15 protein-coding genes, 2 rRNA genes and 1 pseudogene are annotated in these 25,597 nt (G+C 60.3%); 8 read left to right on the forward strand and 10 right to left on the reverse strand.

Annotated elements, in window-relative coordinates; genetic code table 11:
* Positions 1–6: 6 nt before the first annotated feature.
* From KGB27_RS18235 to bcsQ, 5 genes are read right to left on the reverse strand one after another with little or no spacing between them, the layout of a single operon-like run.
* Positions 7–3,984, reverse strand: a complete 3,978-nt coding sequence (locus KGB27_RS18235) for a cellulose biosynthesis protein BcsC (RefSeq protein ID WP_223555600.1) — start codon at positions 3,982–3,984, stop codon at positions 7–9.
* Positions 3,960–5,195, reverse strand: a complete 1,236-nt coding sequence (bcsZ, locus tag KGB27_RS18240; protein ID WP_223555603.1) for a cellulose synthase complex periplasmic endoglucanase BcsZ — start codon at positions 5,193–5,195, stop codon at positions 3,960–3,962. The genes KGB27_RS18235 and bcsZ overlap by 25 nt, the downstream gene beginning before the upstream one ends.
* Complete coding sequence (bcsB, locus tag KGB27_RS18245; RefSeq protein ID WP_223555606.1) at positions 5,195–7,468, reverse strand: cellulose biosynthesis cyclic di-GMP-binding regulatory protein BcsB; 2,274 nt, start codon at positions 7,466–7,468, stop codon at positions 5,195–5,197. Before bcsB ends, bcsZ begins: the two co-directional genes overlap by 1 nt.
* The gene (bcsA, locus tag KGB27_RS18250) at positions 7,468–9,690 is read right to left on the reverse strand and encodes a UDP-forming cellulose synthase catalytic subunit (RefSeq protein ID WP_008039607.1); all 2,223 of its coding nucleotides are present in this window, start codon (positions 9,688–9,690) and stop codon (positions 7,468–7,470) included. The genes bcsB and bcsA overlap by 1 nt, the downstream gene beginning before the upstream one ends.
* Entirely contained in the window at positions 9,687–10,826 is a 1,140-nt protein-coding gene (bcsQ, locus tag KGB27_RS18255) for a cellulose biosynthesis protein BcsQ (RefSeq protein WP_223555610.1), read from the reverse strand. The genes bcsA and bcsQ overlap by 4 nt, the downstream gene beginning before the upstream one ends.
* A 499-nt stretch (positions 10,827–11,325) precedes the next feature.
* Here bcsQ and KGB27_RS18260 point away from each other — a divergent pair, with 499 nt between their 5' ends.
* A complete protein-coding gene (locus KGB27_RS18260; protein WP_192226609.1) occupies positions 11,326–11,691 on the forward strand; it encodes a tryptophan synthase subunit beta in 366 nt (121 codons plus the stop codon).
* Positions 11,692–11,787: 96 nt separating this feature from the next.
* Here KGB27_RS18260 and lapD read toward each other — a convergent pair whose 3' ends face one another.
* Both lapD and lapG read right to left on the reverse strand, forming a co-directional pair.
* The gene (gene lapD / locus KGB27_RS18265) at positions 11,788–13,734 is read right to left on the reverse strand and encodes a cyclic di-GMP receptor LapD (protein ID WP_223555613.1); all 1,947 of its coding nucleotides are present in this window, start codon (positions 13,732–13,734) and stop codon (positions 11,788–11,790) included.
* 14 nt (positions 13,735–13,748) lie between these two features.
* Positions 13,749–14,441 (reverse strand): cysteine protease LapG, encoded by a 693-nt coding sequence (gene lapG / locus KGB27_RS18270; protein WP_192226605.1) that lies wholly within the window; start codon positions 14,439–14,441, stop codon positions 13,749–13,751.
* Between the two features lie 193 nt (positions 14,442–14,634).
* Between lapG and KGB27_RS18275 the strand changes: the two genes are divergently transcribed.
* The 5 genes from KGB27_RS18275 to KGB27_RS18295 all read left to right on the forward strand — a co-directional run bounded on the left by KGB27_RS18275 (position 14,635) and on the right by KGB27_RS18295 (position 21,606).
* The gene (locus KGB27_RS18275; RefSeq protein WP_008039600.1) at positions 14,635–15,345 is read left to right on the forward strand and encodes a GntR family transcriptional regulator; all 711 of its coding nucleotides are present in this window, start codon (positions 14,635–14,637) and stop codon (positions 15,343–15,345) included.
* Positions 15,346–15,983: 638 nt separating this feature from the next.
* Entirely contained in the window at positions 15,984–16,760 is a 777-nt protein-coding gene (locus KGB27_RS18280; RefSeq protein ID WP_008039599.1) for a DUF3050 domain-containing protein, read from the forward strand.
* On the forward strand, positions 16,757–17,686 hold the full coding sequence (locus KGB27_RS18285) for a diiron oxygenase (RefSeq protein ID WP_223436938.1): 930 nt from the start codon (positions 16,757–16,759) through the stop codon (positions 17,684–17,686). The genes KGB27_RS18280 and KGB27_RS18285 overlap by 4 nt, the downstream gene beginning before the upstream one ends.
* Before the next feature lie 13 nt (positions 17,687–17,699).
* Positions 17,700–21,116 (forward strand): non-ribosomal peptide synthetase, encoded by a 3,417-nt coding sequence (locus tag KGB27_RS18290; protein WP_223555617.1) that lies wholly within the window; start codon positions 17,700–17,702, stop codon positions 21,114–21,116.
* Between the two features lie 22 nt (positions 21,117–21,138).
* Positions 21,139–21,606, forward strand: a complete 468-nt coding sequence (locus KGB27_RS18295) for an SRPBCC family protein (RefSeq protein WP_008039596.1) — start codon at positions 21,139–21,141, stop codon at positions 21,604–21,606.
* A gap of 125 nt (positions 21,607–21,731) precedes the next feature.
* On the opposite strand, the gene KGB27_RS18300 is transcribed toward KGB27_RS18295, so the two are convergent.
* Complete coding sequence (locus KGB27_RS18300; RefSeq protein ID WP_008024479.1) at positions 21,732–23,612, reverse strand: methyl-accepting chemotaxis protein; 1,881 nt, start codon at positions 23,610–23,612, stop codon at positions 21,732–21,734.
* Between the two features lie 309 nt (positions 23,613–23,921).
* On the opposite strand from KGB27_RS18300, the pseudogene KGB27_RS31605 reads away from it, so the two are divergent.
* Together KGB27_RS31605 and KGB27_RS18305 are read left to right on the forward strand one after the other, a co-directional pair.
* A pseudogene (locus KGB27_RS31605) lies at positions 23,922–24,005 on the forward strand (RNA polymerase subunit sigma); the annotation flags it as partial.
* On the forward strand, positions 24,005–25,051 hold the full coding sequence (locus tag KGB27_RS18305; RefSeq protein ID WP_223555620.1) for a FecR domain-containing protein: 1,047 nt from the start codon (positions 24,005–24,007) through the stop codon (positions 25,049–25,051). The pseudogene KGB27_RS31605 and the gene KGB27_RS18305, both read left to right, overlap by 1 nt.
* Positions 25,052–25,266: 215 nt before the next feature.
* Here KGB27_RS18305 and rrf (KGB27_RS18310) read toward each other — a convergent pair.
* Both rrf (KGB27_RS18310) and rrf (KGB27_RS18315) read right to left on the reverse strand, forming a co-directional pair.
* Positions 25,267–25,382, reverse strand: a 5S ribosomal RNA gene (rrf, locus tag KGB27_RS18310).
* Positions 25,383–25,486: 104 nt separating this feature from the next.
* Positions 25,487–25,597: ribosomal RNA gene (gene rrf, locus KGB27_RS18315) — 5S ribosomal RNA — on the reverse strand; the annotation flags it as partial.

The raw sequence follows: 25,597 nt of genomic DNA on the forward strand, positions 1-25,597 counted from the left end.
TGCTGCTTAATTCGAATAAGGGGAACGGTAAGGGCTGACCGGCATCGCCATGCGACCGGTGAAGTCTTCAAACATGTACCGCAGGTACAAACCACCGGTGAATTGCTTGTAGTCCTGGGCGTTGTCCAGGCCGAAGCTGCCGCCCAGGAAGACGTTGTCGCCAAAACGGTACTCGGCGGCTGCATTCAGGTTGTAGCCGACGCCTGTCTTGTTCTGTCCCGAGTACTGGGTCGGCACAATGATCCCGGCCGTGGCGTACTGCTGCGAGACCTGACTCAGCACGCTCTGCATGTCGTTGTCGTTCGGGAAGTACGGCGTCGCATCCTGCTCGATGTGCTGTACGCCGACCGAGCCCTTGATCGAGTAACTCAAGCGATCGGTGCGTTGCGACCAGCCAATCGGCACGCCGATGGAAAAGAAGTTTTGCGGGCTGAAGTAACCGCCGTTGCCGTAGGTGAAGTTGCCCTGGTTCTTGTCGTAGCTGATGCCGGTGAGGCTCAGGCCGGCGGTCAGTTGACGGCTGTCGTCATTGAGCAAATACCAGTAGACACCGGTGCCGGCCTCGGCCCGGCTGTTGGATTCGACGTGGTTACCCACCAGTTTGTGCAGGCCACCGTAGCCATAGACGCCGTAATCGCCATTGTCATAGCTGAGCTGCAAACGCCCGCCATTGGCGGTGACGCCGCCCCATTCCAGGCCACTACGGGCGTCTCGCGCACCGGCGAAAGACACCAGGCTGTCGGTCACCGGGCGCCGCGACAGGCTCAGGCCGTAGCGGAAATCGCTGCCTTCGGTGAACGAGCGATCAATGCTGATACCACCGACCACGGTGCTGTAGAGGAAACCCATGGGGCTTGCGCCAAGATCGGTTTTCAGCCCCAGCGACGGGTTCTCGTAAGCCACGGCCAGGCCGACACCCGTGTCCTTTTGGCGCCCGATCGGGCCGCTGATCTGATTACGCAGAAAATCGGTCTGGACCGGGTTCGTGTTGTTCGCCAACTGGGCTTGCAACGCGGCCATCTGCTGCTCATTGAAACCACCGAAGCGCGACTTCGCAGGATCACTGATGCCACCGGCGTTCAGCGACACCGGCGTAACGCGCAGAGCCAGACGGTCATCACCCAGCGGCACACTGATTTCCAGCGGCGTTTCGACGTCGGTGATTTTGCTCAAACCCGACTCGCTGTCATTGCTGCGGATGGTCACGCCTTGAGTGACACGCGGGCTGCGTTCCTGATCAATCTGGTCCAGCGCACTTTGCATCGCCTGGCGGGCTTCTGCCTGCGGGTCCGTCGGCTTGGCTGGGGCCCGCGCGGGTTGCACAGCGTAAGCGCCAGCGCTGCCATTGCTCGCCAGGGCATTCGATAGGGCCGGCTCGGCCTCATCCGCCGCCTGCGCAACTTGCACCTGTGCAGGCGCCGGAATTTGCGACAGCGTAGCCTCGGCCAGCCGCGATTGACTGCGCTGGCCGGCCTTGCCCACGAACGGGTTGGCAGCCACGGTCCCGGCAAACGGATTGGCGTCTTCCTTGCTCGGCGCTTGCAGTGCCAAGGCGCGCGCATACAGCTGCGCGGCCTTGGCGTTCTTGCCTTGGGCGCGATACAGACTGGCGGCGGTGGCGAGAATCGGCGCATCGTTCGGCGCCAGTTCCAGCGCCTTGTCCATGGCTTTCTCGGCGCCGCGATAATCGCCGGACTGATTCAAGGCCTGGGCCATGCCGATCTGCAACTGCGGATCATTCGGTGCCTGGTCGAGCAACGGTTGATATAGCTCGATGGCTTTTTTGGCGTTGTTGTTGGCCAGGTACATGCGTGCCAGCGCTCCAACCGCCAAGGGGTCGTTCGGGCGCTGAGCCAGGGCCGGCGCGAGCGTGTCGTAGGCAGCCACGAGGTCGCCCTTTTCCCGCAACAGATCGGCCTGACGCACGGTGTAGAGGTACAACAGTTGGTCGTAGCTGCGCTGATCCGCCGCCGCCAATGGCTGGCTCTGCAACTCGTGCAGGATCTGATTGACCTGCACGTCGTCACCGGTCTTCAGCAGCACGCCGGCGTACGCCAGGCGCAGCGACGCCGACGGTGTGCTGCTTTGTGCCATGGCGTTGCGCAGCATCGACAACGCGTGTTCGGTATCACCGGCATCGACGTACGCCGAGGCCAGCATGCCCAATGATTCGGGTTTGCCGTTGGCCGCCAGTTCGGCACGACGCAGCAACGTGATGGCTTGGCTGCGGTCACCTTGTTTGGCCAGGGTCGAGGCCTGGCTGGCCAGGGATTGCACCTGAACCTCGTTGGCCAGTTGTTGCATCGCCGTGCTGCGCTGGCTCACCGGGATGCGCTCGAGCGTGCTTTGCGCGTTCGACCATTCACCCAACTGGCTCGACAGCAATGCGCTGACGTACAGCGCATCAACGCGCTGCGGATCGGCTTTCAGTAGTTCTGCCATGGTCTGCCGGGCTTTGTCCGGGGCCTTCGCTTGCACGTACAGGCGCGCCAGGTCATAACGCGTCCAGACATTCTGCGGATCGTTGCGCAGCGCTTCCTGTTGCGCGGCAATCGCGCCGTTCAGGTCGCCGCTGCGCTCGGCATTTTTCGCCTGGCCGACCGCGACGGCGGCACGCAATGGCCGCAAATCGCCAAGGCGTTTTTGCTGGGCCGGGTTCAGCCCTTCGATCATTCGCAACCCTTGGCTGGCCTGACCGTTTTGCGCCAGCACGGTGATCAGCCCCAGCAGGGCCGCAGGGTTGTCATTGTCCAGGGTCAGTGCCTGACGATAGCTCGCCTCGGCATTGTCCAACTGGTTCTGCTCCGCTTGCACACCACCCAAAGCGACATAGCCTTCGACTTGTCGCGGCTTACTGGCGATGGCCTGTTGCAACAGGCTGCGCGCCCGCACCAGGTCATGGTCGGATTTGGCTTTGTCAGCCTGGCCCAGCAGATCCCAGTAGCGATTGCTCTCCAGCGCCGCTTGCCAGCGCGGGTTGCCGCCACGGCCGGCGGCACGCTTGAGCAGTTCATTGGCGTCGCTCAAGCGGCCCTGACGCTGACGAACGATCCCCAGACCGCCCAACGCGTCGGCGTCCTGCGCTTGTTCTTTGAGTCGTGCCAGAAAGGCTTGCTCGGCGACATTCAGCTGGTTGTCCTGAAGCGCCTTGAAACCGCGTGCCAGGTTCGGATTCTGCTGGGCAGCCACGGCAGCCGTGCCACGGCTGTTCATTTGCGTGCGAATCTCGGCGTCATCCGGATTGGCCTTGAGGTACTCCTCAAACAACGGGATCTCCGCCGCTCGTGGCGAACCCAGCCACACCAGACCCTCGCGCCAACTTTCGGTAGCCTCACCACCCAGCTCGGGCAGGGTCGACAGCTGACCCAAGCGACGAATACCGTCGGTACGGGTCGCCTCGTTGCGCAGCAGCAGCTTGGCCAACACCAGTTTGACCTTGGCGTTGTCCGGGCTTTGTTGCAGCAAACGCTCCAGGCCCTGGCGCGACTCGGTCCAGCCGCCGGTCGAGTAACCGAGGTAGTTGTAGAACTCCAGGCCCAGCTCCCCTTGAGGTGCCTTGCCCGCGAAAATCTGCCGATAAATCGGCATGGCCTTGTCCAGCTCGCCCGCCGTTGCCAGCAGGCGCGCCTGCTCCAACTGATCGAGGTTGTTGCCGCTCTGCAAGGCGATGGCCTGTTCCAGCAGCAACGTTTGCGATTCACCGGGATGGGATTGCTTGAGCTGATCCAGGTAGCGATTGGCGCCAGCAGGACGGTTGGCCTTGAGCTCCAGCAAGCCCAGACCGTAAATCGCATCGGCTTGCTGCGGATCGATCAGCAGCAGTTTTTTCCAGGCTTCGGTGGCCCGGACCTGGTCACCTTGTGCCTGCCAGTATTGCCCCTGTTGCAGCAGCGCCTTGCCGGCGCCATTGAGCGCGGCAAAGCTGCTGCTGTGGATCAGGGCGGCGAAAACCCCGAAGGCTATGGCGTGACGGCGCGCTGGCATTGCTTCTCCCACATCGGTTGCAACTTCCCGTGATCGAGGAAGTGGTAGCGGTTGTCCATGTAGCCCAGCGAAAACAGGCTCAGTACAAAAAAGTAATAGGGTGGCTGCTTTGCCTGGACCGCTTCGGCGGTCAGGGTCTGGGCCATCAGTTGCTGCACGCGCAAGGCCTGTTGCTGTTGCAGCGACGCATTGCCCAGCGCTTTGAAATACGGCAGCAGCGCGGCGGAAAAACCGAACGGGCCGGCACCGCTGCGCTGACCGCTGAGCACCTGGACTTTCTCCGGCGGCACACCGTCGGCGAGCGTGGCGGCGAGCATGCCGCCCAGGCTGCCGAGCAGCGGTTTGCGCAGCGGGTCCTTGACGGGCATTACGCCCGCCCACAGGTACGTGCGGATCGCATCGTAACTGCCCAATTCACCCTTGACCGGGTCGACGATGAACTCGCCCTTGCCCGGCCCGGTGCGGCGATAACTGACCCAATCGGCAACGAAGCCTTTGTAGCTGACGGCCTTGATCAGGGTCGCGGTGTTCGTGGCGATTTCCGCCCACGGTCCGTTGCGATCGATATCGGCGAATCGGCGCAGCACCGGAATCGGCAGGTAACTGGGGTTGAGCTGCCACAGCTCAGGCTTGTTGAGGTCGGGTTTGATAAATCCGAATTTTCCCGGCATCAGCATTTTGCCCAGCCCCGGCAGGTCCTCGACCTCCTGGGTGACAACGTTGTGCAGGATCTGGCGCGCCGCCTGGGTGTAGGCGTCGCTCTGCCAAAGCCTCCCGGCTTCGAGCAACGCGTAGGCGAACCAGAGATCGGCGTCTGACGCCGAATTGCTGTCCAGCAGGCGCCATTGGCCCTGCTCGTCCAGGCCCCAGAACCAACCCGGCAGATTGTTCTTGATATCGCCCTGGGCGAGGTTGTCCTGACTCCAGCGCCACAGCTTGTCGAAGGTGACCCGATCATTCGCCACCAGAGCGAAGAACATGGCGTACGACTGACCTTCAGACGAGCTGTGACGTTGCGGCGTGCTGGCGTCCAGCACACGCCCGTCGGGTTGCACAAAGTGCTCGACGAACGTCTGCCACAACGGCCAGGTCGATGCCTCGCAACGTTGCGCCTGGGCGGTGGCGGGCAGCAGCCATGCCAGCAGCAGCGTCGACAGCGCGATCACGGCGGCACGGCACGGGCGTTTATGGGCGAAGGCGGGCACGAGCATCACACGTCAAGACGTCGTTTGGCGCGGGCACGCAGCGACACGTACGCCAGACCACTGAGCAGCACGATGGCCAGCCCGGTCAGCGCAAACATCCAGCCCACATGCCGCGACAACATCCATTGCACGTACTTGAACGGCCCGAGTTCGCCGACGTAGTACTGCTCGTCCGCCACCAGCGCCTCGATGGATTTGCCGCGAACCACCACCAGGCTGCCCTGGATCGACTGGGTGTACTCTTCGCCACCGACCAAGGCTTTGGTCGCTTCGGTGAGGCCTTCCGGCCGGTCGCTGGCAATCACCACGACGCTGCGACCGCTCTTCAGCGGCGACTCGAAACCGGTCAGGTACGTGCTGCGCTGCCCACCGGAAAACGCCATGGCCAGCCGCGCCTTGCGCTGGTTGGCATCCGGGTCGGGGCTGAACCAATCCCGTACGCGCATGGGCAAATCGGACACTTCGAAACGTTGCTTGCCGTCATTCCCGGCCGCCGGCAGACGGTCGGCCCACTGGGTCAGCAACGGCTGGTTGGCACCGGACGCCAACACCAGCAGATCCTTGTCGGCAACCGTCGCGACCTGCGCCGCTTGCGTCACCTGTACACCGGTGGCCGGGTAACCGGTGGACTGGCCAAACCGTCCGAGCACCGTGAGGTAGGCATCCAGGTCAGTAGCCCCGGCGTTGTCCGGCAGCACCACGGCGGTTTGCGACAGGTCGGCCAAACGGGTGAACGGGAAGCCTGCATCCTTGAACACGCCGAGGTTGGGCATGGCCATGAAGTGGTCGTAGCCGCGCAGGTCCAGGGTCGATTCCGGGTCCACGCTGCCGCGCATGTTGTCGATGATGATGTCGCCGCACTCGCCCTGTTTGATGTAATCGAACATGTAGCGCAGTTGCAGGCGCGATTGCAGGGCGACCGAGTTCAACGGCAGGCGCACACGAACTTCGCGGGCCAGGCTGTCGTTGGTCTTCAGCGCGCTGAGCACACCGCTGTCGAGTTTGTCCTGGGACGGCAGGTTGCGAGACTGAATCAGCCCGTCGTTGAAGCTGACAATGAACGACGAGTTGGAGGATTTCTCCTGCGGGGTGTAGCGGTATTTGAGGTCCAGCGGTGCGCCTTCGTCGCGCCAGGTGAACAGGTCTGGCGGGAAATTCAGCGGCACGGTGATCTCGCCGGGGTTGTAGCCGGCGACATTCAATTGCTTGGCCGCAATCAACTCACCCAGCTTGACCGGACGATCGGTGGGCAACCAGTTCGGTGCATCGTACGGCTTGCGTGGCTGCACGTTGTCGAGATGGTCGATTACCACGCGGCTGCCCGACAACGCCTGACTGCCCAGCACCAACGCCGTCGCGGCGCGCTTGAGTTCCGCCCCGTCGCGACCGGTGATCACCAGCAATTTGCCGTTCGCATCATTGGGGTTGCTCATCAGCGTCAGGGTCGGCCCTGTCGCCGCCGGCAGCGTCAAACCACCGAGTTGCAGTGCATCAGGACCACTGAGCAGCACCACGGCATTGCCGCTGGCCGGCAGTTGGTTGAAGCGCGAGGAAAACACCGCGCCGCGATAGCTGGCCTGGGCGCCGAACCACGACGACAGTGCGCCGGCGGCTTCCAGGGTGTTGTTGTCGGGTGCAGCGGCAAACACAAACGGCAAGCTCAGCTGACGCGCATCCCGACGGTCGAAAAACGGCAGTGGCAGGATCGCCAGATCGTCCGGCAAGGTCAGTGGCGACACTTGGATGTCGAGCTGACTGTTGTTGCTGATCCTGGCCCACAGGCTGGAGTGCTGCGGGTCTTCGCAACTCATCGAATAGTGGCCGACGAACTGCAGGCTCAAACGGTTGAACTCGGTGATCAGGTGAGCGGGAATCTCCACCACCTGCTTTTGCATCGCCCCGGCGTTTTCCTTGGGCAATGACAGGCTGGCAGCCACCTCATCGTTGACCATCACGTTGATCTGCGAAAGGTCGGCCAGCAGCGCAGGGGAGTAGGTGTATTGCAACGTCAGGTGCGCGCCGGTCACGATCGCATCGGCGCGCACGTCGAAGTTGACGCTGTCGGCAGACTCGACGCCGCGCAGGGTCATCGGATAGTTCCGGCCCAGCTGCTTGAGCGTCAGGCTGTAGTTGCCGGCACCTGCCGTGGCACTGGTCGCCGGCGCCGTTTCGGCGAACGCCGCGACACCACTCCCCAACGCCAGCAAGGTGCAGGTCGCACGAGCCAGAGCGCGGCGAACGCCGCGCAGGTTACCGACAGCGAAAGACTTCGAGTTCATCACTTGTCCAGAACGTTTTCTAAGAGGGGTGGGGGTGGACGACGGTTGCGCAGCCATGCCCGCGCTTCCAGGACCGTGGCCTTGAAGAGTTCGTAGATACCGCGCAGGCCAATGGCACTGACGTCACGCAACGCCACCAACGGCGTGTCGACCTGACCGCTGCCCCAGGTCGACGCCCAGGTGTCGGCGCGCGAGAAGGTCAGGCGCACCAGTTCGCTTTGCTGGCGCAGCGTCAACTGATCGAACTGCGCGCCCAAAACGGTGCCGCGACTGAACACAATTACCGCCGGGAACACGCTCAGGTGTTGATTGCGAAACAGCGAGATCTGTACCCGCTCGCCCTGGGGAACCGTCACCCCGTCAGGCAAACGGAAGCCCAGGCCTTTTTGCGAGAAATCGAGAGTGGTGCCTTCGATGACACTGCCGTCGGCACGGGTCAGGCGCATCGGCAGCGCCGCCGCAACCCGCGGCTCGGAACGCATCTGCCGGGTTTCACTGGCCACCGCCACCGAGGCGCTGGTGATGATGATGTTGTAAACGGTCCAGGCCAGGTTGATCAGGATCGTGGTCGCCGCATCGTCCGCGCCCTCCATCAGCTTCACCACACCGATGATCATGCCGACGACGTTCAAACTCAGCAGGATGATGTAGGGGCGCGCCAGCTTCCATTCGAAGTACTTCTTGTCGATGATCCCGCCCTTGTCGGTCACGTTGAAGCCGCCGAACTTGGGATTGACCAGCGCCATCAGCACCGGGCCCATGATGTACCAGGCCAGTACCGTCTCGTAGACCTCGTTCCAGAACGAATGGCGGAACCGCCCCTGAATGCTGGAGTTGGTCAGGCTGGCGTGAAGGATGTGCGGCAGCACATAAGCGGTGATCATCAAGGCCGAGGCGTGGTAGATCCGCGCGTCGAAAATCAGAAAGGCCAGCGGCGCGGTAAGGAACGCCAGACGCGGCAAACCATAGAAAAAGTGCAGCATCGCGTTCACGTAGCACAGACGCTGGCCCAGGCTGAGGCCCTTGCCGAACAGCGGGTTATCGGTGCGAAAAATCTGCGCCATGCCCCGTGCCCAGCGAATCCGCTGGCTGATGTGGCGTGACAGGCTTTCCGTCGCCAGGCCCGCCGCCTGAGGAATGGCCAGGTACGCAGTGTTGTAGCCGGCACGGTTGAGCTTGAGCGCCGTGTGGGCGTCTTCGGTCACAGTCTCGACGGCCACGCCACCAACTTCCAGCAACGGTTCACGGCGGATGACGGCACAGGAACCGCAGAAGAACGTCGCGTTCCACAGGTCGTTGCCGTCCTGCACGAGGCCGTAGAAAAGCTCACCTTCGTTCGGCACGGAACGGAAGGTGTCGAGGTTTTTTTCGAACGGGTCAGGGGAGAAAAAGAAGTGCGGCGTTTGCAGCATTGCCAGCTTCGGGTCCTTGAGGAACCAGCCGATACTCACCTGCAGGAAAGAGCGCGTGGGCACGTGGTCGGCGTCGAAAATCGCCACGAACTCGCCACTGGTGACCTTCAACGCTTCATTGAGGTTGCCTGCCTTGGCGTGGCGGTTGTTGTCACGAACGATGTAGTTGACGCCGATCTGCCCGCAGAACTCGCGGAAGTCCTCGCGGCGCCCGTCATCGAGAACATGCACGCGCAGCTTGTCGCGAGGCCAGTCGATGGCCTGAGCGGCGAAGATCGTGACTTTGACGATATCCAGTGTTTCGTTGTACGACGGGATGAACACATCGACCGTCGGCCATTCACTGGGCGGGCCGCTCATCAATATCGGTTTGCGGCGCAGCGGCCAGGCGGTCTGGATGTAACCGAACACCAGCACGATCATCGCGTACAGCTCGGCCATGACCAGGCCGTAGCCAAACAGCATGTCCAGCCAGCCTTCGAAACCGAGGGTGGACGTCAGCCGCCAGTACAGATAGCGCAGGGACGCCGTCAGTGACAAACCGATCAGCACCATCACCGTCAGGCGCCCCGGAATCTTGCGCAGTACCAACGCGGTGGCGAAGCAACCCGCCGCAAAGAGGCACTGCGAATACAGATCGAACGGCACTGTGATGATAAAAACAGCCATCAGCGCGCACATCAGCGTGACGCCGAGGATCAACGCTCGACGCAATGCCTTGGGCAAACTGTCCACGCGTTCGGACAGCGCCTGCGCCCAACGCTGCGATCGCGTCAGGGCTTCGGTATCGGGAGCTGAGGCTGTAATCACGAAGCGCACGACTCCGCGATATCCATCGACTTCAACTGCGCCTTGAGCGTGTCACTCAGGACTCGCATGTCTCGGCAGGCCGGGGAAAAGCCCGGTTCCAGCAACGGGTTTTGACCGTACGCCAACGCCTCGCCGATGCTGTGATCCAGCGCCACGGCCCCCAGCAGATCGTTACCGAGACGGCGCTTGAGCACCTCTTGCATATCCCGGCAAAACGCTCGGGAGGCGTCGAACTGATTGATCACGTAATTGCACTGCGGGGCCTGTCCCCGGGCCTTGCGTTCGTCGAGCAAGCGCTGCATCGGGTCCAGCGTCAGGAAGCACGCGGCGTCGGCGGTCACCACCACCAGCACCTGATCAGCCACCATCAAGGCCTGGTCCAGGTAAGCCGTACGACCCGGTGGTGTGTCGAGAATCACCACGTCGTTTTCGCCCAGCGCCATGTTCGCCAACTGACGGGCCAGCCAGAATCGATCGTTTTCCAGATAGCGTTCCAGCGTCCGGCGTTCATCTTCAGTGACCGCACCATAAGGCAGCAACAATGAGCCTGCCGGCCCGGCCAACAGCAGTGAATTCCAGTTTTCACCCTGCAGGCTGGCGTTGGCCATGCCCGCCACATCCGGCTCGGCACCCAGGTGATGCTGCAAGGCGTTTTGCGGATCGAGGTCGATGGCCAGCGTCTGACCGTGCTCAACCCGCAACAGGGTGGCCAGCGCCGAGGCCAGGGTACTTTTGCCAACACCGCCCTTGCCCGATATCAATGCGATGACATGCGCCTTGGTTTTGCTCGGACGGCCATGAGGCAGCACCTGGCGCAGCGCCTCTTCGTTGCGTGCCTGCGCTTCTGCCTGACGCGCCAGCGCGACCTCGGCCAGTAAATGGCGAAGCGGCGCAGCAACCTGGGGGATTTTGACGGGCGGCAGTTCAGCCTCGACATGTATCGCACGTTCGACCGGTGCGGCTTCAACCACCTCAATAGCGGCCTGAGGGGCTTCAATCACCACGGACGCAGGCGTAGTCGGCACCAGCGCCAACGGCTTTTCTTTGTAGTCAAAATGGCTATCGAATTCGAGATAGCTGTCCGCACTTGCCCCGAACCTGTTGAACAGGTTCGATATATCGTCTGTACGATTCATAGACTGCCCGAGGCGCTTACTGAGATAGAACACGAAGCTCGTGACGGTCCGTCGAGGTGAGCCACTAAAATGATATCGTCAATATTTTGAACTACACTAGCGTAATACTTAATCGCGATCAAAATTATTTTTTAATCGCCATTTTTTTGACTTGGCGCTGTTTTTTTGGCTGCTTATCTATGCATGCATTCACCGAAAAAACGGCTCGACCGGACGGCGCGCGATTATCCACTCAAGCCTGAACGACCGCTCATTTTGGCGCCGAATGGCAGGCTCATTCAGTCGCTGACAACATCACGAACACGAGTAACAACGGAGCAATAAGCGGACCATTTACCCAGGCAATTAACGAACAGACGTTTAGTTGTTTCGTATATATCTTTTAAATCAATTAGTTACTTAGTTCATAAGCATGTTTTGCCACGGCCTGACATCAAGGCACCGCTCCGTTGGCTATGCTGCTGACAGACCTATGCGGGTCATTCATGAGGGATGCTCAATGTTCTACGTGCAACGCAATGCAGACGGCCAACTGATGCGCGTGGAAACCGAGGCCTATGCCGGGTCTACCGAAATACTCCCGGCCGACCATCCCGATCTTCAAGCCTGGTTTGCCAGCGAAGTCATGGCGACCAGCCACAAACAACTTCAGCAAATCAAACAACTCAAGCAATTGAGGCAAAGTGACCTGGACATGATCCGGGTACTCGACGACCTGATTCAGGTGCTGACCGATAAGGGCGTGATCCGCGTCACCGACCTGCCGGCCGCCGCACAGGCCAAACTGATGGACCGGTCACAGGCCCGGGAAGCGTTGGGTGGGTTGAGTAATCTGGTGGATGAGGATGATTCGGGGTTGATCTGATCCAACCTTTGTCGTTTTCTGTGCTGACGCCATCGCCGGCAAGCCGGCTCCTACAGTGTTTACCGGGTTGTTCGCGATGGCGATCTTCAGATCTGATCACTCCCAGGGCTTGGGCTCACCAAATAACTGCCCCTGCACACCGTAAATCCCCATCTCGCGGATCACCGCCAGCTCCCCGTCCGTCTCGACCCGCTCGGCAATCAACGGCAAGTCGATGCTGTGCGCCGCCCGCTGAATCGCCTCGATGAACAAACGCTTGTCGCTCTCCTGATCAATCGCGCGGATGTAAACGCCGTCGATCTTCAAATACGCCAACCCGAGCCGTGCCAGGTTGCCGATCATGCTGAAGCGCCCGCCAAAGTGTTGCAGGCTCAACGAGAAGCCGAGTTCACGTAGCCGTCGTGTCAGCTCTTCCAGCTCAGCTTGCTCCGGCAGTTGTTCCTCGCCGATTTCCAGCGTCAGCCGCGACCCCAAACTGGAATGCGCCCGCAAAATATCGAAGAGTTGACTCAGCGCCTGCGGATTGGCCAGCGTCGCCGAGGACAGGTTCAGTGCCAACGATGCTTCATGGTCGGCCATCTGCTCAAGCACCCGCTCCAACATCAGGCGGTCCAGGCGCGCGGCCCAGCCGAAACGCTCAAGCCACGGCAAGAACCGGCCGGCGGGGATCGCCTGGCCCTGCTCGTCGATCAAGCGCGAAAGCACTTTGTAATGCAGCACCAGCGTCGTGTCCTGGCTGGCCACCACCGGCTGGAAATACAGCTCGAAGCGCTGCTGACTAAGCGCCAGATCGAGCAAGCTGTGCCAGGCATGATGATCATCGCCGACAGGGGCCGACGCTGCGCGGTCCAGGCACACCCACCGGGAATCGCCCTGGCCTTCAGCCTGCGCCAGTGCCTGATCCGCCAGCCCGAGCACCGCTTGCGGGGCGTCGCCATACACAAACGGCGCCAGCCCGATGAAGGCCACGGCGGCCACGTCGGTGGCGCCGGTCGCATGCAGGGTGACCAAGGCGCTGTCGAGGTTTTGCGCCAGTTGCAGCGCTTCTGCGCGCAGCAGTCCCGGCGCCAGCACGGCAAATTCGCCACCGCGGATCCGTGTAACAAGGTTCAGCGTTTCGGGGTATTTGGCGCACTCGCGGGACAGTTGCTCGCCGACCGCTATCAACAAATCATCGGTGTGTTGACCGCCCAGACGCTGATTCAGCCCGGCGAGGTCCTTGACCCGTAGCAGCAGCAAATAACCCGAACTCGCCTGCTCCGGATTGCTCACCCGCGCGTTCAATTGCATCTCGAAATAGCGCCGGTTGGCCAACCCGGTCAGGTTGTCCTGATAGGACTCGGCGCGCAGTTTTTCACTGCGTTCGGCCTGCTCCTGGAACAACGCCTTGAGCTTCTCGACCATCTGATTCATGGCCTGCACCACCCGGCGCAATTCAGGTGTGCGCGGCAGGTCCGGCAGGCTGAGGAATTCGCGGCGGGCAATGGCGTGGGATTGCTGGACCATGTAGTCCAGCGGTTTCAATTGCCGGCGCAACAGCAACGCACCGAGCGCCGCACTCACCGCGCCGCAAAGCAGCAACCAGCCGAGACTGCCCAGTGCGCTCTGCCAAAGCTTGGCCAGCGCGAACATCGGATGGCTGACCACTTCGACCCGCGCAGCCTGCTCCCAGCCACGGCTGACAATCGCATCGCCACCCGCCGGTTCCAGGCCGATCAGTTTGATGAACCAGTCCGGCACATTGGTGACCGCCGGGATGCCGTTGCGTTCGACCAGCGTCTTGTCGTTCGACAGATCGACCACGCGGATGCTCGCGTAATAACCACTGTCGAAGATCGAGCTGACCAGCAGCTCGACCATCGCCGGGTCATCGATGTTCGGCGTCAACGACAGCGCCAACGCCGTCGCGGCGTCCTGAGCGTGGGAGCGCAACTGGTTGACGTACTGGGTGCGCGAGCTCTCGAGGCTGACCATGAAGCTGCCGGTGAAGGCGACCACCAGGAACAGACAAATAGCGATCAATAGCTGTTTGAACAAAGACATCTGAGCGCGTGCTCCTAGTTAATCGTTTCGACCGGGAATCCTTCCGCCTGCATTTTCTTCAACACATCCTGCCAACGGGACAACCGCTTGGTATCGCCCACTTTCTTGTTGCCCTTGGCACCCGGCAACCACAAGCCTTCGGCATTGAAAGCGTAGACGGGCAACAGATCGGTACGTTGGCTGGCGGGCTTGATCGCATCGATCAGGCTGTCGAGCACCAGCGGCATGGCGTCGGGGCTGGCGTAGTAGGTCAGCACCATGTGCGCGCGATTGAGGCTCAGGGCCTTTACGTAAGTAATGCGCAACTTGTCACTGGAAACGCCGAGGCGGCGCAGGCTGAAATACTTGGCGATGGCGAAGTCTTCGCAATCACCGGCGCCTTTCCACAAGGCTTCGATCGGGGTTTCCCAATAATCGACCTCGTGCCACAGGTCGATGTCCTCTTCATAGCGCATCTGTTTGTTGAAGAATTGGTTGACCACATTGAGCTGGTCCAGCTCACTGAGTTGCTTCTGCGTCGCCAACAATTGCTGCCAGGCATCGATGCGCTGCTGACCCTCGCCCAATGGCCCGTACAACGCCTGCGCCCGACGGCTGATCAGGGAAAAATCCCAGTCGGCGTGCAGGCCGCCCGAAATGACACCGGCCAGCAGCAACGCGCAGCACAACCAGCGCAAGGTCCGAGGGATCGCGAAACGTGCCGCCAATGCGAGGCATCCAGGGTGGGCAGGTGGAATCGATTGATGTTGAAGGTTAGCCTGTTAAATAACAATGGCACGGTGAGATCACTGCGGGCCGACTAAACTTGAAGTGTGACCCTGTGTACGTTTGACAACCTGTCAGGCAGTCACTAGTGTCCTCTTGGATCCAAATTATCTCAGTCATTCAGGGTGCGTTGTAGTGACACAGAAGCCCAACCCTCTCAGCAGTATCAAGGTCAACGGGCCGATTCCCGCGCATTTGGCCCGCTCGGTCATCGAAGAGACCCTGCGTGCCGCCATTCTCGATGGTCGCATTCCTTGCGGCACGGCCCTTCGCCAACAAGACCTGGCCGACCTGTTCGGTGTCAGCCGCATGCCGGTCCGTGAAGCCTTGCGCCAGCTCGAAGCCCATGCGCTGCTTAACGTGGTCGCCCACAAAGGTGCGGTGGTCGCGCCACTGGTTCAGGGCGACGCCGTCGAGACTTACGCATTGCGCATCCTTCTGGAGTCCGAAGCCCTGCGCCTGTCGATCCCTTTGCTCACCAACGAAGACTTCGAGCAGGCCGCCCGCTACATCGACGAACTGGAAACGGAACACGATTACACCGAAATCGGCCGGCTGAACCGCCTGTTCCACATGTCGATGTATTGCAAGGCGCCTAACCGTCGGCTCTTGAGGCTGGTCGAAGACGGACTGAACGAAGAGGAACGCTTCCTGCGCTTCAACCTGGAAGCCATGGGCCTGGGCAAACTGTCCCAGGAAGATCACCGTGCGCTGCTGCGGGCGGTGGAAGACCGCGACATCGAGCGTTCGGTGAAGCTGCTCGAACATCACCTCAACCGAGGCGTCGAGGTCATCACCCGCTATCTCGAAAGCCCCGAAGCGCAAAGCAGAAAAACCTCGAAATAAATCACCCCGGCAACGGCGCGAGCAGGTCGACCTGCTCGCCCGCGCTTGCCGCGCCTGCACATCCTTTCTGCCAAACCCGCCCCTTGCACTGACCCTATGACGCGTCGGTGATAGCGGCTGCCTTGATTTACGCTCACTCTTGGGCTGCCAACGAATAACAAACGGGCGACGCACCGCATGAGCGGCGCAGTCCCCGCATCAAGAACCTAAGGAAGGAGTCTTGCCACGGGAAAGGAAGCATCGGCGTCCCGGCCAACTTCCACCCCTCAAATCACACTAACGATCACCCTTAGAAAGTTGCTTCGAGTGAGGCATTCACTCTTTATTTCGATTTCTACTTATATAAGCCGAAAGGAGCAACTACGCCCAAATAAAACTTATTCAAAAAGTCTTATTGAAACTTGTCACGCTCGAAAAAGTTAAACTTTAAAATAGTATAAAAATAACTTGCCCAGCACTTTATTCGTGTATTAGTTTTTCTCCGCCACTACTGGCTACTGGCTGCAACCCCTTAGCCATAAGACTTACATGCAACTAATACCGATCAATTCATTTGAGGCATCCGCTCGCCATCAGACTTCTTAAAGCACTCATTAGTTATTGATCACACCTCACTCCGGACCACTTATAGGCTCGCCATGAAATCGACTAAAGACCGTCTTAATCAGAAGAAAGCAGAACTTAGCGCGCACCCGATTTTCTCTGAAATACATTCGCTTTCGGTACTTCAACGCTTCATGGAATCCCATGTGTTTGCGGTATGGGATTTCATGTCGCTGACCAAGCGCCTGCAACAGGAACTGACCTGCGTTCAGTTGCCCTGGCTGCCGCCGAGCGATCCGCAAGCGGCGCGCCTGATCAACGAGATCGTGCTTGGTGAAGAGTCCGATGATCGTCCGGCCCACGGCCATTACAGCCATTTCGAGTTGTACCTCGATGCGATGCGCGAAGTGGGGGCCAGCACGGCCGTCATCGAACGCTTCGTGGCGCTGCAGCAAGAAGGCGTGAGTTATGACGTGGCATTGCAGAGCGTGGACGTTGACCCGGCCGCTGCGCAGTTCGTGCGCCACACCTTGCACACCGCGCTGCATGCACCCGGCCACAGTGTTGCAGCGGCATTTTTGCACGGTCGTGAGAGCGTGATTCCGCAGATGTTCCAGCGGATTCTCGACGATTGGGGCATCGGCATTGAGCAAGCGCCGACCTTTCGTTACTACCTGGAACGGCACATCGAAGTCGATTCCGAAGACCACGGCCCGGCAGCGGAAAAACTCCTCGCGCGATTGGTCAATGGCGATCCGCAACGCGAAGAAGACGTCTACGCCAGCGCCCTCGCCGCCGTGGAAAGCCGCATTGCCCTGTGGGACGGCCTGCGTCTGAGCATGAGCGAGCCGTTGGCGGAGGTGAACGCATGAATGCCGCCGACTACCAATCCTTCGCCGACGCCTGGGAAAGCCGCGCGACCATCCGCACCCGACCGCGCCGCGTGCTGGAGAACGACGAAAAGCTGATCTACCCGCTCAGTCGCCAACCGCTGGTATTGAGCGAAACCTTTCTGCGCGAATGCCCGGAGCAACGGGATTTCGCCCTGGTGCAGACGCTCTACAAATTCATCAACGACGTGGTGATTTTCGAAACCGAGATCGTCGACAAAACCGCGCGCAGCATCGCCAAGAACCGCTTTGCCGTGGCCTTCCCGTTCGCCTGCCGGTACGACGCCATGACCGTGGTGGTGGACGAGGATTACCACGCGCTGGTGGCGATGGATTTCATGCAGCAAACCGTCGCCATGACGGGCATCACACCCATCGACCTGCCGGATGAAATCGAACTGAGCCGGGCGATTCCGGCCGCCGTGGCACTCGCACCGGAACACCTGCGCAGTGCCGTGGAATTGATCTGCGTAGCCATCGCCGAAAACACCGTCACCGGCGATGTGGCGGCGTTTGCCAAGGACGACACGGTCAAGCAATCGATCAAGGGATTGATGGCTGACCATCTGCTCGACGAGGGTCGTCACTCCGGCTTCTGGGCGCGGCTGGTGCGCATCTACTGGCACACCGCAAGCGAAGAAGATCGCCAATGCATCGCGCAGATTTTGCCGGTGTTCATCGGCCATTACCTGACTAACGACATTCAGAAGTCGTTCGATTTCCGCCTGATCGAGTCTTTGCAAATCAGCGAAGCCGCGCGCGCCGCACTCAAGCGCGAAGTGTCGGGACTGGCCTTCCCGATCAACCGCCATCACCCGTTGGTCGCCAACATCGTGCGGTTTTTCCGCAGCAGTTCGCTGCTCGATTCGCCGTGCGTTCAAGAAGCCCTGAGCGACTACCTGGTTTAACGAGGAGCACATCATGAGACGTCTCGACATTCTGCTCATCGGGCAGAGCCAGGCCCTGACCGACCTGGCGCTGGAGCTCGAACAACACGGTCATTCACTGATGCGGCTTGAGGCAGTTGGTCAGCCTGCGGCGGGACCGTTCGATTTGCTGATCGACGACACAAGCCTGCCGTTTGAGGACTTCGGCGCGACATCGCGACTGACGCTGCAACTGGGCATCGGCGAGCCGCAGACTTCAGGTCTTGTGACGTTGGACTTGCTATGCCTGCACGGTTCGACGCTGCTCACGCGCGTGCCGATTGCCGACGAGCCTTCGGGCAACGGCCAGGCATTGTGTGTGCGGGCGGTGGCGGAGCTGGTGGACCACGTAGCGCTGCTGGTCAGTCGTTTCTCGCGGGACGCCGACTATTTTCTACTGGCCGAGCCAGCGACCCCGGTGCATTTCGAGCGGCTGGAAAGCCTGCGGTTCCTGGAGCGCCTGGCCTTCGTCCATCGGCTCAATTCCACCGCTGATCCTCGGTTGCTGCAACTCGCGCAAGTGCCGATGATCGAGCGGCTTGAACAGCGCTTCATGCAGTCCGCCGAAAGACCGGCGCTGAACCTTGCCGGCACGTCCCTCAGCTATCGCCAACTGCATGCTCACAGCCGCGCCATCCAGCAGCGTTTGCAGCCAATGCTCGAACAACTCGACGGGCCGTGGGTGATCGGCATTTGCCTGCCGAAATGCAGCGCGTTGTATGCGGGGATTCTGGCGATTCTCGGCAGCGGCGCGGTGTATCTGCCGCTGGAGCCGAGCCATCCGCTGCAACGTCAGCACTACATTCTGTCGAATGCCGGTGCCGTGTTGCTGCTGCACGACGGGGAGCATCCTCTTGCATCCGAGATGCTCAGCCTGGACATCAGCGCGATCGCCTTCGACAGCGTGGATCTCGATCAACCGTTGATGCGCCAGCGCCCGGACCTCGATGCGCCGTGCATGGCGCTCTACACCTCCGGCACCACTGGCCATCCCAAAGGCGTGTTGCTCAGCCAGGCCAACCTCGCGCACTTCACCGCGTGGTACGCCGACTATGTGCAACTGACGGAGCAGAGCCGGGCGCTGCAGTTTTCGTCGTTGAGTTTCGACTCGTCGCTGATCGATATTTTCCCGACCCTGTTGCAGGGCGCCGAGCTGATCGTGCCCAGCGATGATCAACGCCGTGATCCGCTGCAACTGGTGGAACTGATCCGCCACCAACGCTTGAGCCACGCGTTTCTGCCACCAGCCTTGTTGAGCATTCTGCCGCTGGAGCAGTTGCAGGTGCTGGATCATGTGATGACCGGTGGCGATGTGTGCGAACCCTATGTCATCGAGCAGCTCACCCGCCAGGGCAACCTCTACAACCTCTATGGCCCGACCGAAGCGACGGTGCTGATCACCGCGCGGCAACTGCGCGCCGGCGACAGCAATCGCACCCTCGGTGCGCCTATTGCCAACAGTCAGGTGCTGATCCTCGACGAGGATTTTCAGCCGGTGGGCGAACAGACCGTCGGCGAGTTGTACATCGTCGGGCCCGGTGTCTGCCTGGGCTATCTGAACAATCCGCAACAGACCGCCGAGCGCTATTTGAACGTGAGCCTGCCGAGCGGTGAGCACCTGCGGGCCTACCGCACCGGCGACATGGCGAAGTGGACCGACGCTGGCATCGAGCTGTGCGGCCGCCGGGACAATCAGGTAAAGATTCGCGGCTTTCGGGTCGAGCCGGAGGAGATCGAACGTTGCCTGCGCGACAGTCAGCTGTACCGCCAGGTGGCCGTGGTCATCGACAGCCAGCGGCGGATTCTGGCGTTCCTAGCCCAGCCTCAAGAAGCGCTACCCGGCGCGGCGCGTGAAGCGCTGAAAGCACACGCCACCCAGTTTCTGCCGGACTACATGCAGCCCACCGCCTGGACCGAACTGGCGAGCATGCCATTTGCCAGCAACGGCAAGGTCGATCGTAAGGCCCTGCTGGAGCTGCCCGTCAGCATCGCCGAAAACACCGAGCGACGCTTGCCGGCCAGTGCCGATGAAGCGCTGCTGCTGGAGATCTGGGCCGAGCTGCTGGAGTTGCCGTCCAGCGACATTTCCACCGACGAAAGTTTCTTCAATTTGGGCGGCCACTCGATCCTGCTGTCGCGCATGCTGTTGCGCCTGCGTGAAGAGTTCGGTCGCAGCATCTCGATCAACCGCTTCATCGAACTGCCGACCATCGCGAAACTGGCGACACTGGTGCGCGGCTCCGGCACAGAGGAAGTGCTGAGCGAACAGGCCATGGCGGATGCCTTCCGCGAACTGGATATCGAGCCGCTGCCCGTCAGTCGCATGGGTGATGTACACAAGGTGATCGTCACCGGCGCCAACAGTTTTGTCGGTGTGCATATTGTCGAAGCGTTGTTGGCGTGGGGCGCCAGCGAAGTGGCGTGTCTGGTGCGCGATGGCAGCGGACAATCGGCGGCGGAACGCTTCGCCCACGCGTTGCGGGAAAACCGCCTGGAGCATCTGGATTTGAGCCGGGTGCGGGTTTACTCGGCGGACATCACACAGCCCTCGCTGGGGCTTGCGGTGGATGTTTATGAGCGCCTGGATCGCGAGTACGGCGCGCTGGTGCACAACGCCGCCAACGTCAATCACGTGCTGGATTACGAGTCGCTGGCGCGGGACAACGTCGAGCCAATCTTCGAGTGCCTGCGCCTGTGCGAAGGACGCAGTAAAAAAATCTTCAATTTCGTCTCGACGCTGTCGGCTTCGAGCACGATTTCCGCTGATGGCCGGGTGCTCGAACTGCCCGCCGCGCAGACTCCGCCGATCTACATCAAGAATGGCTACAACCTGTCCAAGTGGGTCGGCGAACGGATCCTGGAAAGGGCTCGGGAGCGCGGGGTTCGGGTCAATCTGTACCGCCCCGGCAACATCAGTTTCAACAGCCTGAGCGGCGTCTGCCAGCCGCACAAAAACCGTTTGATGCTGATGCTCAAAGGCTCGATCCAGCTCGGCCAGGTGCCGGAATTCGCTTTGAATTTCGACCTGATGCCGGTGGACTTTCTCGCCCGTTTCATCGCCTTCCACGCCAGCCGATATTCTGCGGAAAAAGCGGTGTTCAACCTGCACAACCCCGAGCCGCTGAGTTGGGACGATTACGTCGCGTCCTTTCGTGAGGCGGGTCGGGAGTTTTCCATGGTCAGCGTCTCCGACTGGCAGCAGCAATTGGGCCGGGTCGACAGCGACAACGCGCTGTTCGGCGTGCTCGGTTTTTACCTCAACGGCTTCGAAGAAGACATCGGCGACATCTCGATGATCGGCCATGACAACGCTCAGGCCGGCGTGCGGCAGATGGGCGCGCACTACCCGGAAAAATCCCCGGCGCTGCTGCGTCGCGGCTGCGACTACCTCAAAGAAATCAACTTCATCTGAATCACTCAAACGGAGCAAAACCATGAAAAACCTGCAACCCGATACCCTGATCAAAAACCCACAAGGCTGCCTCGTCGTGTCTTCGGTGGACGTGCCGGCGCAGGCCGAAAAAGTCTGGGCGGTGGTCGGCAACTTTGCCGGCTTCGATCAATTCATCCCGGCGTTGTCGCACATCGAGACGACCGGCGAAGGCGTGTCATCACTGCGCAAGAAATTCTTCAAGGACGGCAACCTGGTGGTCGAGCAACTCAATTCGCGGGATGACCAGGCGCGGAGCATGACCTGGACCACGATCTACAACACCTTGGGCGTGGCCAATTTGTGGGCGGCGATGACGGTTGAGGTGCTGGGTGAAGGTAAGTCCCGAGCAACATGGACCATCATCGCCGAGCCGGCTCAGGGTGGCGCCGAGGCACTGCCGGGGTTCAAGGATTTTGTGCAGGGGTTTGCCGATGATGCGATGAATAATGTGTTGAAGTTGTTTGCGTAGGACACACTTTTTTCGGTGATGCGCCAGTCCTCTTCGCGGGCAAGCCTCGCTCCTACAAGGTATCGAGTAACCTGTAGGAGCGAAGCTTGCTCGCGAAGAACGATAACGCGGTGATCTGACCTGAATCAGATCTTGAAGCTATCAACCAACTGCTTCAACCGATTCGCCTGCAACGACAATGCATCGCAATCCTTCAACGTTTCATTGAGGTTGGCCACGCTCTGCTGATTCAGCAGATTGATCTGGTTAACGTCGACGTTGAGGGTTTCCACCACCGCCGTCTGCTCCTCGGTCGCTGCCGCCACCGACTGGTTCATCCCGTCGATTTCGCCAATGCGCTTCGTCACGCTGACCAGACGCAGACCCGCCTGGTTTGCCACTTCAACGCTCTCTTCGCTGGAGACCTGACTGGCGTTCATGGTGGTCACCGCTTCACGCGAGCCGACCTGCAGCGACGTGATCATCTTGTGAATCTCCTCGGCCGATTCCTGCGTGCGATGCGCCAGGTTGCGTACCTCGTCCGCCACCACCGCAAAACCACGACCGGCTTCACCGGCGCGTGCCGCTTCGATGGCGGCGTTGAGCGCCAACAAGTTGGTCTGCTGGGAGATGCCTTTGATCACATCGAGAATGTGCCCGATGTTGTCGGTGCTCGCGTTCAGGGTTTCGATCTGCGTGCACGACAGGCTGATTTTCTGCGACAGCTCGGTCATGGCCAGAATGGTTTTTTCCACCACCTGACGACCGTCATCGGCCTGCTCGCTCGCGCCGCTTGCATGCTGCGAAGCGTCGGCGGCGTTGCGGGCGATTTCCTGGGTGGCGGCGCCCAACTGGTTAATTGCCGCCGCCACGCTGTTGGTGCGCGCACTTTGTTCGTCGGAACCGACGATCGACGCGTTGGACGAAGCCATCACCCGTTGCGACAGGTCATGGACCTGCCGGGTTGCCGAGGACACTTCGGAAATCGACGCGTGAATTCGCTCCACAAACTGGTTGAAGGAGCCGCCCAGTTCGCCGAATTCGTCTTTGCTTTCCACGGACAGACGTCGGGTCAGGTCGCCTTCGCCCTGGGCGATGTCCTGCATCGCACGACCCATGGTGGTCAACGGGCGCATCAGCACGTTGATCAGCAGGGTCAGCAGCACCGCAATGACGGTGACAGCGATAAACATCGCGATCAACGCTGAGGTGCGGAATTGGCTCAATGGTGCGTAGGCCTTGTCCTTATCGATCGACAGACCGATGTACCACGCAGCATTCGGCAAACCGTTGACCGGGGTGAACGAGAGGATGCGTTCCTGGTTGTTCAGGGTGACTTGCTGATTGCCCTTCTCGATGCGCAGGCCGGCGTTGGGGTAGATGTCCTTCAGGTTCTTCATGACCTGGTCTTTGTCCGGGCTGACGATCACCTGGCCGTCGGCACTGACCAGAAACGCATGGCCAATGCCGCCGAAGTCCACCGAGTTGATGATCTTCACCAGGGTTTCCAGGCTCAGGTCACCGCCGACCACGCCAAGCAACTCGCCATTCTTTTTCACCGGCATGGCGATGGTCACGACCAACCCACCGACGGCCGCCATGTAAGGCGGGGTCAGCATGGTTTTGTCAGCGACAACCGCTTGCTTGTACCAGGGACGCTGACGCGGATCGTAGCCATCCGGCATCTTCGCGTCAGGGCGCTGAGTGAACACGCCATTAGTCTGGCCGACGTACGTGAACTGGAAGTTGGAGGTGAAGGCCGGCTGATCAACCAGCCCCGGCAGATCGGCATTGGCGCCTTGATGAGCGACGTTTTGCGCGAGGTTTTCCAGCACCAGCACGCGGCCGCTCATCCAGTTCTGCACGCTGCTGGCGGTCAGGTCGCCGGCTTGTTGAACGGAGGATTCGAGGTTTTGCCGAATGGTATTTCGCTGCAGATAGTCGTTGTACAAAGTGAACAACGCAAAAGCCAGCACCACGACGCCGGAGGCGGCCAACAGGATTTTATGGCTGAACTTGAGATTCATTTCATAGGGCTTCTATGCAGAAAGTGGGGATGCGTTCCGGGTTGCAACATTCCATGTACAGCTCAAGCGGCTCTAAGACCGCTCTACTTTGGTGCACGCATGTCTCACCAGTCTGTCGGCACAGGCGGGATAAATCTTAGGGGCATGTACGAAATGACCGGTATTTCCGTCAGATACCCGCCGAACGGCGTGCTAGAGCGCTTGAGTAGCATTGGTGTGATGACGGTTGTTCGAGCGGCAGTTGCAAATTCCCCGTCCCTTGACAACAATGCGAGTAATTATCATTTGTGACGTTCGGGCTAATGCAGCCGAAGGGCTCACTCTCAACGTTCGGTGGAGCGCTATGTCGCTGATTCGCTCTATCACTGCTACCTGCTGCGGTACCCAACATGATGCCTGTGGATAATTCGGCACTGGGTCGGCGTGGCGAACCTCATCAACAGGTGGTCAAACAAGCCATCCACTGGCTGCTGCGCTTGCGAAACAACGCGAGCAATTCCAGGCTGCGCCAGCAATGCGATGTCTGGCGGGCAGAACATCAGGAGCACGAACTGGCCTGGCAACGGGTGCAGTCGCTGCACGCCGAACTCAGCAACAATCTGCATGCGGTACCCGGTGCCCACGTCGCCTTCAACACGCTGGAAAACAGTGCTCAAGGACTGGGCAGGCGCCAGGCCTTGAAACTGTTGTCGGGTGCGTTGTTGATGGGATCGGCAGCATGGCTGGGCAGGGATCTGACGGGCTGGCAACAGTGGACCGCGGATTTCGCCACCGCTACGGGCGAGCGCCGTGGTTTCCAGCTGCCGGATGGCACGCGACTGGAACTGAACACCGCCAGCTCAGTGGATCTGGACTACACCGCGCACCAGCGTCGGATCAAACTGACCCGTGGCGAAATCATCGTGACGTGCGGCGGGGCCGATGAAGGATCTTCACTGGATCGACCGCTACGCGTGCACAGTCACCACGGTGTGTATGAGGGCGTCGCCGCACGTTTCATCCTTCGCCAGGAAGCGGACTGCACGCGGCTCAGCGTGACCAGCGGCATGGTCGCGATCCATTCACCACTGCCTGCCGATGGCATGCCGATTCAGGTGCAGGCCGGTCAGAACTATGTGATTGATCATCAGCGGGCACGTTTGGCACCACCGCAGGCCATGGATGTCGGCGCCTGGGTCGACGGTCTGATCGTCACCCGCAACATGCGTCTTGGCGATTTCCTGCATGAGGTCGGGCGCTACCGCCTTGGTTATCTGACGTGCGCAACAGATATCGCCGACTTGCGGCTGTCCGGTGTCTTCCGGTTGGAGGACACCGACAAACTGCTGGCCATCCTTCCGCAGACCTTGCCCGTGCAACTGCGCTACCGCACCCGATGGTGGGTGACGTTGGAGCGGCAGTCAGCAGCCAGCGCTACAACGTTGCCGCCGGACCTTTGAGCGATGTGCTCGATCAATTTGTGCGCCAGGTGGGCAACTGATCGAAAACCGCCACAGTGAGCTATCAGTTCTAAATACTCGGCATACAAAAAAGCCAGCCCTTGATGTTCAGGGGCTGGCTTTTTTGTTTTTCCTAGACAGGCAATCGAGATATTAACGAGCCCGAAACGACAAAACCCCTGTCTGCGTTAGCAGACAGGGGTTTCGGAATTCAATCTTGACGATGACCTACTCTCACATGGGGAAACCCCACACTACCATCGGCGATGCATCGTTTCACTGCTGAGTTCGGGATGGGATCAGGTGGTTCCAATGCTCTATGGTCGTCAAGAAATTCTGTGACCAGCCCGTTACGCCGTAACGTGCCAGCAAAATTGGTGACTTCTACTAAAACAAAACCCCAACTGCTTTCGCAATTGGGGTTTCGGAATTTAATCTTGACGATGACCTACTCTCACATGGGGAAACCCCACACTACCATCGGCGATGCATCGTTTCACTGCTGAGTTCGGGATGGGATCAGGTGGTTCCAATGCTCTATGGTCG

Origin of the sequence: Pseudomonas sp. BF-R-01, assembly GCF_019946615.1 — a bacterium.
Lineage (GTDB): Bacteria > Pseudomonadota > Gammaproteobacteria > Pseudomonadales > Pseudomonadaceae > Aquipseudomonas > Aquipseudomonas migulae.

Bases quoted from the DNA above. Each gene is read 5' to 3' on its own strand.
- KGB27_RS18300 (WP_008024479.1), bottom strand. From the start codon at position 23,612: ATGAATCTCAAGTTCAGCCATAAAATCCTGTTGGCCGCCTCCGGCGTC.
- KGB27_RS18305 (WP_223555620.1), top strand. From the start codon at position 24,005: ATGCCTGTGGATAATTCGGCACTGGGTCGGCGTGGCGAACCTCATCAA.
- KGB27_RS18285 (WP_223436938.1), top strand. From the start codon at position 16,757: ATGAATGCCGCCGACTACCAATCCTTCGCCGACGCCTGGGAAAGCCGC.
- bcsQ (WP_223555610.1), bottom strand. From the start codon at position 10,826: ATGAATCGTACAGACGATATATCGAACCTGTTCAACAGGTTCGGGGCA.
- KGB27_RS18290 (WP_223555617.1), top strand. From the start codon at position 17,700: ATGAGACGTCTCGACATTCTGCTCATCGGGCAGAGCCAGGCCCTGACC.
- KGB27_RS18260 (WP_192226609.1), top strand. From the start codon at position 11,326: ATGTTCTACGTGCAACGCAATGCAGACGGCCAACTGATGCGCGTGGAA.
- lapD (WP_223555613.1), bottom strand. From the start codon at position 13,734: ATGTCTTTGTTCAAACAGCTATTGATCGCTATTTGTCTGTTCCTGGTG.
- KGB27_RS18235 (WP_223555600.1), bottom strand. From the start codon at position 3,984: ATGCCAGCGCGCCGTCACGCCATAGCCTTCGGGGTTTTCGCCGCCCTG.
- bcsZ (WP_223555603.1), bottom strand. From the start codon at position 5,195: ATGCTCGTGCCCGCCTTCGCCCATAAACGCCCGTGCCGTGCCGCCGTG.
- KGB27_RS18280 (WP_008039599.1), top strand. From the start codon at position 15,984: ATGAAATCGACTAAAGACCGTCTTAATCAGAAGAAAGCAGAACTTAGC.
- KGB27_RS18295 (WP_008039596.1), top strand. From the start codon at position 21,139: ATGAAAAACCTGCAACCCGATACCCTGATCAAAAACCCACAAGGCTGC.
- bcsB (WP_223555606.1), bottom strand. From the start codon at position 7,468: ATGAACTCGAAGTCTTTCGCTGTCGGTAACCTGCGCGGCGTTCGCCGC.